Annotated in this window: 13 protein-coding genes; 8 read left to right on the top strand and 5 right to left on the bottom strand. The window is 52.8% G+C overall.

Annotated features, from left to right (window positions below; genetic code table 11):
* Positions 1–219: 219 nt before the first annotated feature.
* The 5 genes from TA5113_RS11530 to TA5113_RS11550 all read left to right on the top strand — a co-directional run bounded on the left by TA5113_RS11530 (position 220) and on the right by TA5113_RS11550 (position 4936).
* On the top strand, positions 220–1224 hold the full coding sequence (locus TA5113_RS11530) for a DctP family TRAP transporter solute-binding subunit (RefSeq protein WP_058314732.1): 1005 nt from the start codon (positions 220–222) through the stop codon (positions 1222–1224).
* Between the two features lie 79 nt (positions 1225–1303).
* Positions 1304–1978 (top strand): TRAP transporter small permease, encoded by a 675-nt coding sequence (locus tag TA5113_RS11535; protein ID WP_058314733.1) that lies wholly within the window; start codon positions 1304–1306, stop codon positions 1976–1978.
* A complete protein-coding gene (locus TA5113_RS11540; RefSeq protein ID WP_058316469.1) occupies positions 1978–3357 on the top strand; it encodes a TRAP transporter large permease in 1380 nt (459 codons plus the stop codon). The genes TA5113_RS11535 and TA5113_RS11540 overlap by 1 nt, the downstream gene beginning before the upstream one ends.
* A 131-nt stretch (positions 3358–3488) precedes the next feature.
* Positions 3489–4232, top strand: coding sequence for an alpha/beta hydrolase (locus tag TA5113_RS11545; RefSeq protein WP_058316470.1), 744 nt, complete (start codon positions 3489–3491; stop codon positions 4230–4232).
* Positions 4233–4234: 2 nt separating this feature from the next.
* Positions 4235–4936 carry an alpha/beta fold hydrolase gene (locus TA5113_RS11550; protein ID WP_058316471.1) on the top strand — a complete coding sequence of 234 codons (702 nt, stop codon included), beginning with the start codon at positions 4235–4237 and terminating at the stop codon, positions 4934–4936.
* Positions 4937–4947: 11 nt separating this feature from the next.
* Here TA5113_RS11550 and phaZ read toward each other — a convergent pair whose 3' ends face one another.
* Positions 4948–6219, bottom strand: a complete 1272-nt coding sequence (phaZ, locus tag TA5113_RS11555) for a polyhydroxyalkanoate depolymerase (RefSeq protein ID WP_058316472.1) — start codon at positions 6217–6219, stop codon at positions 4948–4950.
* A 108-nt stretch (positions 6220–6327) separates the two neighbouring features.
* Here phaZ and phaC point away from each other — a divergent pair, with 108 nt between their 5' ends.
* From phaC to phaR, 3 genes are all read left to right on the top strand, one after another.
* Positions 6328–8121: a class I poly(R)-hydroxyalkanoic acid synthase gene (phaC, locus tag TA5113_RS11560; RefSeq protein ID WP_058316473.1), complete on the top strand. Its 1794-nt coding sequence runs from the start codon at positions 6328–6330 to the stop codon at positions 8119–8121.
* A gap of 129 nt (positions 8122–8250) precedes the next feature.
* Complete coding sequence (locus TA5113_RS11565) at positions 8251–8691, top strand: phasin, PhaP (RefSeq protein WP_058316474.1); 441 nt, start codon at positions 8251–8253, stop codon at positions 8689–8691.
* Between the two features lie 129 nt (positions 8692–8820).
* A complete protein-coding gene (gene phaR / locus TA5113_RS11570) occupies positions 8821–9378 on the top strand; it encodes a polyhydroxyalkanoate synthesis repressor PhaR (RefSeq protein ID WP_058316475.1) in 558 nt (185 codons plus the stop codon).
* A gap of 43 nt (positions 9379–9421) precedes the next feature.
* On the opposite strand, the gene TA5113_RS11575 is transcribed toward phaR, so the two are convergent.
* The 4 genes from TA5113_RS11575 to TA5113_RS11590 form a co-directional block, all read right to left on the bottom strand.
* On the bottom strand, positions 9422–10627 hold the full coding sequence (locus tag TA5113_RS11575; RefSeq protein WP_058313929.1) for a DegT/DnrJ/EryC1/StrS family aminotransferase: 1206 nt from the start codon (positions 10625–10627) through the stop codon (positions 9422–9424).
* A gap of 108 nt (positions 10628–10735) precedes the next feature.
* On the bottom strand, positions 10736–11431 hold the full coding sequence (locus TA5113_RS11580) for a type 1 glutamine amidotransferase (protein WP_058313930.1): 696 nt from the start codon (positions 11429–11431) through the stop codon (positions 10736–10738).
* An 87-nt stretch (positions 11432–11518) separates the two neighbouring features.
* Positions 11519–12325, bottom strand: coding sequence for an ABC transporter permease (locus tag TA5113_RS11585; RefSeq protein ID WP_058313931.1), 807 nt, complete (start codon positions 12323–12325; stop codon positions 11519–11521).
* Positions 12322–13206, bottom strand: a complete 885-nt coding sequence (locus TA5113_RS11590) for an ABC transporter permease (protein WP_058313932.1) — start codon at positions 13204–13206, stop codon at positions 12322–12324. Before TA5113_RS11590 ends, TA5113_RS11585 begins: the two co-directional genes overlap by 4 nt.
* Between the last annotated feature and the right edge of the window lie 57 nt (positions 13207–13263).

The following is a 13263-nucleotide window of genomic DNA, read 5'->3' on the forward strand; positions in this document are numbered from 1 at the left end:
ACTGATTCTGGGTAACCGTTTTCGCGTATCGATGATTTTCGAGCAAGAAAATTTGTCCGAAATTTCGGGAATTTTTAAATTGCTTAGAAATTATGCATCGTAAGGATATGAAAATAAACGTTTTTTAAATTGGCTTGGTCTGTGCTTGTCACAAAACGGCGAAAAATAGCCAATGGATACACCGGTGCAGAGGAGCACCTAATTCGAGGGAGACCACATATGAAAACCTTTTTGAAAGCTGCATGCGTTGCAGCGATCGCAACCGTACCTTCTTTCGCTTCTGCGGCATGTGAAGACGGTGAAATCGTCGTTAAGTTCAGCCACGTCACCAACACTGACAAGCACCCAAAAGGCATCGCAGCCTCTTTGCTTGAGCAGCGCGTGAATGACGAAATGAACGGCAAAATGTGCATGGAAGTGTTCCCGAACTCTACCCTGTACAACGACAACAAAGTTCTGGAAGCGATGCTTCAAGGCGACGTTCAACTGGCGGCACCATCCCTGTCCAAGTTTGAAAAGTTCACTAAGCAGTTCCGCATTTTTGACCTTCCGTTCATGTTCAACGACATCAATGCAGTTGACGCATTCCAAGCATCTGATGCTGGTCAAGGCATGCTGGACAGCATGCAGCGCCGCGGCCTGCAAGGCCTGGCATATTGGCACAACGGCATGAAGCAAATGTCTGCGAACGTGCCTTTGATCGCGCCAACCGACGCAAACGGCCTGAAATTCCGTGTTCAGTCCTCTGACGTTCTGGTTGCTCAGATGGAAGCCATCGGTGGTTCCCCACAAAAAATGGCCTTCTCTGAAGTATACGGTGCGCTGCAGCAGGGTGTTGTAGACGGTCAGGAAAACACTTGGTCCAACATCTACGGCAAGAAGTTCTTTGAGGTTCAGGACGGTATCACACAAACCGACCACGGCATCATCGACTATCTGCTGGTGACATCTGTTGACTGGCTGGACGGTCTGCCGGCAGACGTACGCGACCAGTTCACAACAATCGTTGCTGAAGTGACTGCAACCCGTAACTCCGAGTCCACCTCTGTGAACTTGGCGGCGAAACAGTCCATCATCGATGCCGGCGGTGTTGTGCGCGAGCTGACACCAGAGCAGCGTCAAGCTTGGGTTGATACAATGAAGCCTGTTTGGGCGAAGTTCGCGGGCGACGTTGGTCAAGACAACATCGACGCAGCACAAAAAATCAACTCGATGACGAACTAAGAGCGTCTCGACTTAAACCACTCAATAAGGGGCGCTGCGCATCAAAAGTGGCGCCCTTCTTTTATCAAGAGAGGGTAAAATGGCTGGTACACATAAAGGCCCAAGCCAAACTGGTGATAAAATCGAAGAAACGCTAATCGCCTTTATCCTAGGCGTGATGACGATCTTCACATTCGCCAACGTTGTTGCTCGTTACGGGTTCAACTCCAATATTTTCTACGCACTAGAGCTGACGGTTTTCTTGTTCGCTTGGTTGGTTCTGCTTGGTGCTTCTTATGCGGTGAAACACACGCTCCACCTTGGCGTTGATGCCATCGTCAACATGGTCAATCCAAAGCTGCAGCGCATTTTTGCTCTGATCTCTGTCGCGGTGTGTCTGGCATATGCCATCATCCTGCTGAAAGGCGCATGGGACTACTGGGCCCCTTACGCGAACCTTTACCCGACCTCTGGCCGTTGGTTGCCAACCGGGTTTGAACAGGTGCGTGGACAGGGTTGGTATGAAACCCAAGACATTCCGGTGCCGTTCTTCATGACTTGGCTGGAAGGCGTGTTCAACGAAGGCGAGACTTACGAAAAGCTGCCAAAAGTTGTCCCTTATCTGGTTTTGCCGGTCTCTATGGCGCTGCTTTTATGGCGCTTTGTTCAAGTGGGAATCCGGATCTGGAACGGTGAGCAGCATATGATCATCGTAAGCCACGAAGCAGAAGACGATGTGGCTGAAGCAGCGGCCAAGCTTAAGGAACAAGAATAATGGAAATCCTACTTCTATTTGTCATGGTCGTTGGCCTGATGCTGATCGGTGTGCCGATCGCTGTAAGCCTCGGTTTCTCATCGATCACGTTCCTGCTGCTGTTCTCTGACAGCTCAACAGCATCCGTCGCTCAGACATTGTTTGAGGCCTTTGAAGGTCACTCTACCTTGCTGGCGATCCCGTTCTTCATCCTAGCATCGTCCTTCATGTCGACCGGCGGTGTGGCGCAGCGGATCATCCGTTTCTCCATCGCCCTCGTAGGCCACTTCCGTGGTGGTCTGGCCATCGCAGGTGTTCTCGCTTGTATGATGTTTGCGGCACTGTCTGGTTCCTCCCCGGCCACTGTGGTTGCCATCGGTACAATCGTGATCGCCGCGATGCGTCAGGTCGGTTACACCAAAGAATTCGCAGCGGGCGTTATTGCCAACGCGGGCACCTTGGGCATCCTGATCCCACCATCCATCGTGATGGTTGTGTATGCGGCAGCTGTTGAAGTCTCTGTAGGTCGTATGTTCTTGGCCGGTGTTATTCCGGGCATCATGGCGGGCACCATGCTGATGATCGGCATCTATGTGATGGCGCGCATCAAGAACATGCCGAAGGGCGAGTTCAAGGGCTTTGGTGAAATCTTTGCCAGCCTGAAAGAAGCCAGCTGGGGTATGCTGCTGATTATCATCATCATGGTAGGGATCTACGGTATTCCTGGCGTGACCGGTGCGATCTTCACACCAACAGAAGCGGCGGCGGTGGCCTCTGTCTACGCCTTCTTGGTGGCGACATATATCTACCGCGATATGGGGCCTTTGAAAGAAGGTGGCTCTGTCATCACCAAGCCTTGGACGCTGGTCACAGCACTTTGGCACGAAGACACCGTTGGCACATTGCGCGACGCGGGCAAGCTGGTCATCACTCTGATGTTTGTGATCGCCAACGCGCTTCTTTTGAAGCACGTTATTACCGACGAGCAGATCCCTCAGAAGATCACTGAAGCGATGCTGTCTGCGGGCTTTGGTCCGATCATGTTCCTGATTGTTGTGAACGTGATCCTGCTGATCGGTGGTCAGTTCATGGAACCGTCAGGCCTGTTGGTGATCGTTGCGCCACTGGTGTTCCCAATTGCGATTGAGCTGGGCATTGACCCAATTCACCTGGGCATCATCATGGTTGTGAACATGGAGATCGGGATGATTACACCTCCGGTGGGTCTGAACCTCTTTGTGACGGCGGGCGTGGCCAATATGTCCATGATGGGTGTTGTTCGCGCGGCACTGCCATTCCTCGCGATCATGTTCGTCTTCCTGATCTTGGTGACCTACATTCCAGCAATCTCAACCCTGTTGCCAAATGCAATCATGGGACCCGAGATCATAACCAAATAGCACTGATCAAACCCTCTCTTATAAAGAGCGCCTTTCGGGGCGCTCTTTTCTTTTTTGGTGACCAATTCACTTTGACCCGTTTGAGTTTGTCGGGTTTAAGGTGGGGTTAAGAAAAAGAAGGAGCGGGTGCAGTGGCTGACATTTTGCAAACCGAACAGGGCCGGCAGATTGCCTATCACAAAACCGAAGGGCAGGGGCCTTGCGTGGTATTTCTGGGCGGTCTGAAATCCGACATGGAAGGCACCAAAGCCATTCATTTGGAGGCGTGGTGCAAAGCCCAAGGGCGTGCCTTCCTTCGGTTTGACTATTCCGGCCATGGTGAAAGCTCGGGGACCTTCGAAGAGGGCTGCATCGGCGATTGGCATGAAGATTCCGTCGCGGCGGTGAACGCGGTGATCGAAGGGCCTTATGTGCTTGTGGGCTCCTCTATGGGAGGGTGGCAGTCTCTGTTGCTTGCGCGCGCGCAACCAGAGCGCCTTGTGGGGCTTGTGACCATCGCCGCAGCGCCTGACTTCACAGAAGACAGCTATTGGGCTGGATTTGATGATGCTCAGAAAGAAGCGCTTGAAACCGTTGGCCAAGTGGCTTTGCCAAGCGACTATATGGAGCCTTACATCATCACCAAGCGCATGATTGAGGATGGGCGCGAGAACTTGGTTCTCCGCAGCCCACTGGCCTTTGATTGCCCCGTGCGCTTTCTTCAAGGAACAGAGGATACCGCGGTTTCCACGGAAACGGCTATTCGCCTGCTTGAGCACGCAGAGGGCGACGACATGCGCCTTCTATTGGTCAAAGGCGCAGATCATCGTTTTTCAGACGAGCGATGCCTTGGCTTGATTGAAGATGCGGTCACCGACGTCTTGGGGGCAGCTTAAAGATGGCGGAGCCAATTGTTCTTCTGCCAGACATGCTTTGCGATGCGCGGCTTTTTGGGCCGCAGTTGGCAGAACTTTCCGCCGAACATTCATTGACGGTGATGCCGATTGGCGGCTCTGGTCGCATGTCAGATCTCGCCGATGCCGTGCTTGCGCAAGCCCCTCAGCGTTTTGCGCTCGCGGGATGTGGAATGGGTGGCGTTGTCGCTATGGAGATTGCTTCGCGCGCACCGGAGCGGCTTTCGCGTTTGGCTCTCATTTCCACGTCTCCACTTCAAGAAAGCCCATTTGATGCAATGGCTTATGAGCCGATGTTGGTCGCAGCCCGCGCTGGGCGTTTGGCAGAAGTGGTCTCGGAACTTTTTGCGGTTACTGATGAGGATCTGGACGGTCAGTTGCTTCCACTGTTGCAGGATATGGCGGACAATATCGGTGTTGAGAGGTTCGTTAACCAAGTGCGCGCGGCGCAGCGACACCGAGATATGCAATCCGTTTTACGGAAATGCGTTTGCCCCGTTCAGGTGATTTGTGGCGAAGAAGATCGGTTGATCCCGGTCAAGCGCCATCAAGTGATGACTGACTTTTTGACGGATGGGGAGCTATCGATCATCCCATCCGCTGGCCACGTTCCATGTTTGCAAAACCCTTCGGCAGTGACGCAAGCCCTGCGTCACTGGATGACACGCCCCCTCATGCTGCGTTGAGCGATGCTTAATTAAGCAGCGGCGTTTTTATTTGCGGCTTTTTTTGCAGGTTTAGGGCTGTTGGTTTCGATGAAATCCAGCACCAATGGGCGAATGTTGTTGCGCCAACTGCGTCCCGCGAAGATGCCGTAGTGACCAGCATCTGGCTCCAAATGGCTCGCCTTTTTGCTGTCCGGAAGACCGGTCAACAGGTCGAGCGCCGCCACACATTGTCCAGGCGCCGAGATATCGTCTTTTGCGCCTTCCACGGTTTTTACCGCAACGGTCGTGATTGCACCGATATCGACCTTGTGGCCATCCACTGTGAAGGTGTTCTTAGCAATCTCGCCATTCTTAAAGATCCGCTCAACAGTCGACAGATAGAACTCTGCAGGCATGTCCATAACCGCAAGATATTCATCATAGAAGCGGTTGTGCGCGTCATGGTCAGAGGCGTCGCCTTTCATTACGCGATTGATTTGATTGAGAAATGCCTCGGAGTGGCGATCCGCATTCATGGACATGAAAGAGCTGAGTTGCAGTAGCCCGGGATAGACCATCCGACCCACGCCCTTGTATTTGAATCCGACGCGCTGGATCATGGTTTCTTGGAGTTGCCCCATAGAAACGCGGTGACCAAAATCTGTGACGTCCGTTGGCGTCGCATCAGGATCGATTGGGCCGCCAATCAAAGTGAGGGTGCGCGGCTGTGCATCTGGGTCTTGTTCTGCAAGATAAGCCGTCGCCGCCAAAGTCAGAGGCGCAGGTTGGCAAATCGCGATCACATGGGTGTCTGGTCCAAGCTCACGCATGAAGTCAGCGAGGTAGAGGGTGTAGTCTTCAACGTCAAATTTACCTGCGGAGACCGGAATATCCCTTGCGTTGTGCCAATCTGTAATAAAGACTTCACAATCAGGGAGTAGCGAAATGACGGTTGAACGTAGCAGGGTCGCATAGTGACCTGACATCGGAGCAACCAACAGGACCTGCTTACGACGGCGTTTACGCCCTTGAACTGAGAAGTGAATAAGATCGCCAAAGTCACGCTCCACCACGGTTTCAATTTGAACCACATGATCTTTGCCATCTTCGCAGGTAAAGGAATGAATGCCCCAATCAGGCTTCACAACCATCCGCGCAAAAGTGCGTTCTGTGACTTCACCCCAAGCGCCCATCCAGTGCAGAGCAGGGTTCGGGGCCATCGAAAACATTGGGTATGCAGCAAGCGCTTTGGCCGAAGCGCCAAGCCATTGATTGGTGTTCCTGACGGTTTCCATCAAGTCGTAAGTGGCCATGTAGCGCATTGGCTTCTCCTGTTTTTCCCCGTTAGTCTAAACGGGTCATGGGGGGCTGGCGCGATCCAGCGAGGCGAATTTGCTGCGTAGCAGCGAGGATAAGGTCGAGAATTTAATATGACAACTGATGAAGATGCCGCGATTGCAAAATACGACGAACTCACTGAGAATCTCGAAAAAGTAGAGGAACTTTCTCAACGTTTGGTTGAGGTGATGTCTGGTCACACTCCTGTAAGGAGAGAGTTGACGGCTCCGAATCACGATGTTTTCACAAATGCCGCTACGGCATATTGGTCAGAAATGATCGAAAACCCTGCCAAGGTGTTTGAGCAACAAATGCAATTCTGGGGAAAATCAGTTCAGCATTTCGTCGATGCCCAACAAGCGCTCTCCCAAGGCAAGCTAGAAGCACCCGAAGACAAAACCCCCACTGACCGCCGCTTTGCCAACCCGATGTGGCAGACCAACCCGTATTTCAATTTTATCAAACAGCAATACATGCTGAATGCAGAAGCCATTCGCAGCGCAGTTGATTCCTTGGAAGACATTCCATCCGTCGAACGCTCGCGTCTGAAATATTTCTCGGACCAGATTGTCGACATGATGGCGCCGACCAATTTCCTTGGCACAAACCCCGATGCGCTTGAGAAGGCCGTTGAGACGGACGGCAAATCCTTAATTGCGGGTCTGGAAAATCTGATCCGTGATCTGGAGTCCAACAATGGCGAATTGATCGTAAAGCTGGCGGATGAAGAGGCGTTTGAGCTTGGCAAGAACATCGCCACCTCGCCGGGCAAAGTCGTGTTCCGCAATCGCATGATGGAGCTGTTGCAATATTCTCCATCTACAGATGAGGTGCATGAAATCCCGCTGGTGATCTTCCCGCCTTGGATCAACAAGTTCTACATTCTGGATCTGAAGGAAAAGAACAGCCTTATTAAATGGCTTGTAGATCAGGGCTACACCGTCTTTGTGGTGAGCTGGGTGAATCCAGACTACTCCTTTGCCGAAGTGGGAATGGAGGAATACATCGAAGAAGGCTATCTGACCGCCATCTCCGAGATCAAAAAGCTAACCAAGCAGAAACAGGTCAACGCCGTTGGCTACTGCATTGCTGGCACCACTTTGAACCTTACGTTGTCCTTGTTGAAGAAGCGCGGCGACAAGTCGGTTAAATCCGCAACCTTCTTTACGACCCTCACAGACTTTGCCGATCAGGGGGAGTTCACACCTTTCCTTCAGAATGATTTTGTGGATGGGATTGAAGACGAAGCCAATGAACATGGCTTGCTGCGGTCCTTTATTATGCAGCGCACGTTTAGTTTCTTGCGCTCGAACGATCTGATCTACGGGCCCGCCATTCGCAGTTATATGATGGGTGAAGCGCCGCCGGCCTTCGATCTGCTTTATTGGAATGGGGACGGCTCCGGCCTGCCAGGCAAGATGGTTGTCGAGTATTTGCGCGCTCTTTGTCAGGACAATGCGTTTGTGAATGAAGGCATCAAACTGTTCGGTGAAGAGCTGCATATCAGCGATGTGACCCTGCCGATCTGTTCTGTGACGTGTGAGACAGACCACATCGCGCGTTGGAAAGACTGCTATCGCGGCTTCAAGCAAACCAAGAGCAAGGACCGCACGTTCATTGTTTCTGAGTCCGGCCATATCGCGGGGATCGTGAATCCGCCGAGCAAAAAGAAATATGGCCACTACACGCATAAAGATCTGAAGCTTGATGCGGATGAGTGGAAAGAAGCCGCGGATTTCACCGAAGGGTCTTGGTGGCCACGGTGGGACACATGGCTGTCATCTCGGTCGGGCAAGATGATTCCAGCGCGAGAACCGGGCGATTCGGAGCATCCGCCACTTGAGGATGCGCCAGGTAGCTACGTGAAGGTCCCGGCAACGCGCTGATTTCAATCGGAAAAGTCATTTATTCTGCAGTGCAGCAAAAAAATCCTTGAAATGCTGCGCTGCAGAAAGCATATTGTCGTCAGAAGAAACCAACGCGGGTCAGCCCGCATCTGATGAAGGACTAAGACAATGGCTAAGACACAAGACATGACCGCCGTTCTGAAAGACATGATGGGCGCATTTCCGGTAGACACATCTGCACTGGACGACGCGTTCAAGAACACTGCAGAGCTGAACGAAAAGCTGGCAGGCGTTGCACTGGCAGCGGCAGAGAAATCTTCCGAGATCTCCTCTGGCTGGACAAAAGACACTTTGTCTAAACTGGCAGAAATGTCCAAAGCGAAAGCAGAGCCAGCTGATTACGCAAAAGCGATGACTGATTTTGCTTCTGCACAGGCTGAAGTTGCTGCAGAAAACATGGCGGCATTTGCTGAAGTTGCGAAAAAAGTTCAGTCCGAGACTGTTGAGCTGGTAATGGCGGCTTCCAAAGAAGCAACTGAAGAAGCAACCGCAGCTGTTAAAAAAGCGACCGGTGAAGTGACTGCAGCTGCGAAAAAAGCAGCTAAGTAAGCTTCTTAAAACGAATTTGGCCGTAAGGTCACATAGGGGCGAGCCTTGGCTCGCCCCTTCTTTTTGTTTCTTTTTGTTCTGCACTCGCATAAGCTTTGCTGCAATGCTGCATAATAAGGGGGGCTATCTGTGACAGAAACCAATTCGCCGTTGCTGATAAAACGCTATGCGAGCCGTCGGCTCTATAACACTGAAACCAGCGACTACGTTACATTGGATGACATTGCGACTTTCATACGTGAAGGGCGCGAGGTGCAGATTGTAGACCTTAAGACAGGCGACGACCTGACGCGACAATACCTTTTGCAAATCATCGCCGAGCACGAAAGCCGCGGCGAGAATATGTTGCCGATCAATGTGCTGACAGATCTGGTGCGTTCTTACACCACCCAAGCGTCAAGCGTTGTGCCACAGTTCTTGGCGCAAAGCTTTGAGATGCTGCGGGAAAGCCAGTCCAAGATGGTTGAGAATATGTCTTCCATGAATCCAATGAACCCAATGGCGGCCATGCAGGCTCAGCAAGAAGCGTTCATGAAAGCGATGGCCGGTAGCATGGGCAACTGGCCGGGCTCGACGACCCCTGGTGCAGGGGATGAAGCGGCGGAGCCTGAGGGCGAAGAAGAAGGGCTGGATGACATAAAGAAGCAACTGGCTGAACTTCAAGCCAAGCTTTCCAAGCTCTCTTAAAAACGAAAGGCCCCTCATCGGGGCCTTCTTTTTTCTCTGCTGTTTATTCTGCAGGTGTTGGGGCCATCACATCTTTGATGGCTGCCAAGAGCACATCAGCAACCGCATCCAAATCCGGTTTCTTTAGTCGCGCAGGCAAACGCACGTCACATGCTTTCATCAGCATCGCGCGGGTTTTTGGCAATTCCGGTAGATCTTTGATGAACTGCCAGTTCCAGAAGGCGCGGGCATTATCTTTGCTTGCGCCAAAGACCTGCACTTTCAATCCGCGCGCCTGAGCTGCGTTTTGGAATGCGTTGACTTGATCATCGTCCATATCAACCAGATTGAACTGGATGGAATCCGGCGCACGCTCTTCCGGCGCAAGCTTGTTTGGGACTTGCAGCCATGCAGATGTGTTCAGGCGGTCCGCCACATAGTCGTGGTTCGCACGCCCATCGCGTACGCGCCGCGCCAGTTCCGGCAGCTGCGGACGGATGATCGCGGCGGACATGTTGGACAGGCGCAGATTATAAAGCGGCAGCTGGTTTTGCCACTTTTCAAAGGCCTGCTTGAGCTCGTCAGTATTGTCACCCGCGCGGGACTTATGTTTCTGCCAATTGTGCTCGTAAGCACCGGACATAATGACCATACGGGCAACGAGATCGGCGTGGTCGGTCACAAGAATGCCGCCTTCACCCGCGTTGATCAGCTTGTAGGACTGGAATGAGAAACAGCCGATCTTACCAATCGTGCCGATGTTGCGGCCATGCCACGTGGTGCCAAGGCTGTGGGCGGCATCTTCAATCACAGGGATATCGCGCGCCTCACACAGCGCCATAATCGCGTCCATGTCAGAGGTATGGCCGCGCATATGGCTGATGATGACGGCCTGCACATTGGCGAGCTTTTCTTCAAAGTCTGCCATGTCGATACGGTAGTTTTCACCGACCTCACATAGGACCGGAGTGAGGTCTGCATGGGCGACGGACGAAGGGACCGCAGCGAAGGTAAAACCGGGGATCAGAACTTTGGAGTCACGCGGAAGTCCAAGCGATTTCAAAGACAGGAACAAAGCGGCGGAACAAGAGCTGACCGCGAGGGCGTATTTGGTGCCTAATAGCTCTGCGAACTCAGATTCCAATAGCGAAACGGGAGCATCTTCTGGCGCGGTGTAGCGGAATAGATCGCCTGTTTGCAAAAGGCGTTCAACCTCGGCGCGGGCAGCTTCGGGGATGGGTTCAGCGGAATAGACGTCAGGAAGGGACATAGTTTTCGCTTTGCTTAATTTAACTTTTCAGAATTCTAAATCTATCGAGTTAAGAAAACGAGTCCCTTTGCACGCATTCGGCAGAAAATCTCTCTTGTGGTTAGGATGTCACGCTTCGCCGTCGCGTGTGCGATTGCTCCGAAAAAAGTCGGCAATTTGGTCGCCCAGAATTTCATTGGCAACAGGGTGTTCAAGCCCTTCAAGGGCCGCATCAATCTTAGCCAAATCCCCAACCTGATCGCTGCGGGTCATGATCAGACCTTCAATCATTTCAGCGCCAAATTCGGGGTGGGCTTGAACGGTGAATGCACGGTCCCCATAGATGATCGCTGCGTGTTCGCACGTGGCGTTTGATGCGATGGTCAGCGCGCCCTCTGGTGCTTTGACCACCTGGTCTTGGTGCCACGCATTCAATGGCAGCTCGACGCCGCCAAATTCGTACATCTTGCGTCCGACTTCCCAGCCACCCTCGTATTTTTCCACCGTGCCGCCAAGGGCTTGGGCGATCAGTTGGTGGCCGAAACAGATGCCGACAATTGGGCGCGCGACGGTCACGGCTTCGCGCACAAAGTTTTCCAGTCGTCCAATCCAGTCATGGTCCTCATAGACCCCAAATCGAGAGCCGCTGATCAGCCAGCCATCGCAGTCATCAACAGAATTTGGGAATTCATTTTCAAAGACACTATAGCTTTCAAAGGTGAAGTCTTGGCCGCTGAGCAGGGCTTGAAACATGGCGTCATAATCGCCGGTCAGCTCTTGCAATTGCTCTGGGAACGCCCCGCACATTAGGATGCCAATCTTCATGGGTACCTCTTGGAATCTTAGATTTCGACGGGCGTTTTTGCCATGAAACGCGGCGATCGACCAGCGTTAAGTCTGAAAGCAAAACGCTCAGCGAATGAGGTTCAAGCGGAACTTTAACTTAGGCCGCGCCGCCTGTGGCAAATGCCGGTTGAGGCGTTTGTTGAATAGGCCGAACACAAAAATGATCATAAGAGTCAGTAGAATGAAATACATCGCCAAGATCGGGTATGGGACGAATGGGTTAAACGTCTTATCAGCAAAGTAATTCGCGTAATAAAGCGCATCGCCTTGTTGTCGTTTCGCCGGGAATCCCGAGAAAAACACCAATGTTGTGGCGTGAAACAGAAAGATGCCTTCGTTGGTGTAGGCCGGCCACGCAAGGCGCATCATCGTTGGGAAGGTCACGCGCTTGAATCGGGTCCAACCGGTCATGCCATAGGCATCGGCCGCCTCAATGTCGCCCTTTGGAATAGAGAGCAGCGCACCGTAGAAAATCTCACCCGAATAGGCGGCCGTATTGCAGAACAGAACCACCAAAGCACCCAGCCATGCAGACGTGAACGGATCAAAGAAGCTTGAGACGCCCTTGAGGCTGAGGAACAGGAAATATCCAAAGAAGAACTGGATAAAGAGCGGGCTGCCCCGGAAGATGAAAATGAACCATTCCGCAGGTTTGCGCAGCCAGCGATTGGGGCTGGCTTTGCCGACCGCGAGGGCCACCGCCAGAACGAAACCAGAGATCAGCGCAAATATCCCAAAGTAGGCGTTCCAGATCATACCAGAGCCGATTAGGGTGAATTGCTCACAAAGCGTGTATTCGCCACGCGGCAAAAGCCGCTCACCATAGCCAAGAGAGCGAAAGGCGTAGGCCTGAATGGTCTCAAGACAGCTCATGTGGCGGCCTTTCTTTGTGCTTCACCACCGGCGGTGGCTTGGCCTTTGGTCAGGCGCTTCATGAGGCGATCTAGAGTGATTTCCGAAATCTTGGTCAAAGCCAAGTAGAACACCAAGAGCGCAAGGAAATACCACATACGCCAATCGCCGTGCGGATAGTCGGTGAAGCGCGCGGATTTGGTGCCGCCAAGATCGCGCGCCCAATAGACGATGTCCTCAACTCCCAGCAGGAACAGGAGCGGCGTCGACTTGATCAATACCATCCAGAGGTTTGACAGGCCGGGCAGGGCGTAGACCCACATTTGCGGAACGAGGATCCGCCAAAAGGCTTGGCGGCGGGTCATCCCATAGGCTTCTGCGGTTTCCATCTGGCCACGGGGCACTGCGCGCATGGCGCCAAACAACACGTTGGCGGCAAAAGCCCCAAAGACAATGGCAAAGGTTAGAACCGCCAAGAAGAAGCCATAGGTCTCATGCACCCACTGCGGGGCTGAACTGAGCGGGAGTTTTGCGACGTCGCAGACCACAAATTCGACCCCGTTGCGTACCGGTTCCGTCCAGTCTGGGCATTTCACCTTGTGACGCAGCCATTCAAAACCTTGGTCTAAGGCGATGACAAAGAAGAGGAAAAACGCAATATCTGGCACACCGCGCACGATGTTGGTGTACCCCCATGCAAACCAACGCAGGGGAAGAATGCGCGAGCGTGCGGCGGTTGCGGCGCTAAACCCAAACAGCAAAGCTGTCGGTGCGGTGATTGCCAATAACACCAGAACCACAATCACCGAGAAGTACATGCTGAAGTGCTTGCCAGTTGTCAGATAACAACTCAGCCAAGTCAGACCTTCTAGGGTGGAGGGGTCGGTGCAATAAGAAAACATCGCAAGCCTTTAGATGCAATCTGGCCCGCGAGTGGATCGCGGGCCAGCAGTGGTCAC

Source organism: Cognatishimia activa (assembly GCF_001458335.1).
GTDB classification, from domain to species: domain Bacteria; phylum Pseudomonadota; class Alphaproteobacteria; order Rhodobacterales; family Rhodobacteraceae; genus Cognatishimia; species Cognatishimia activa.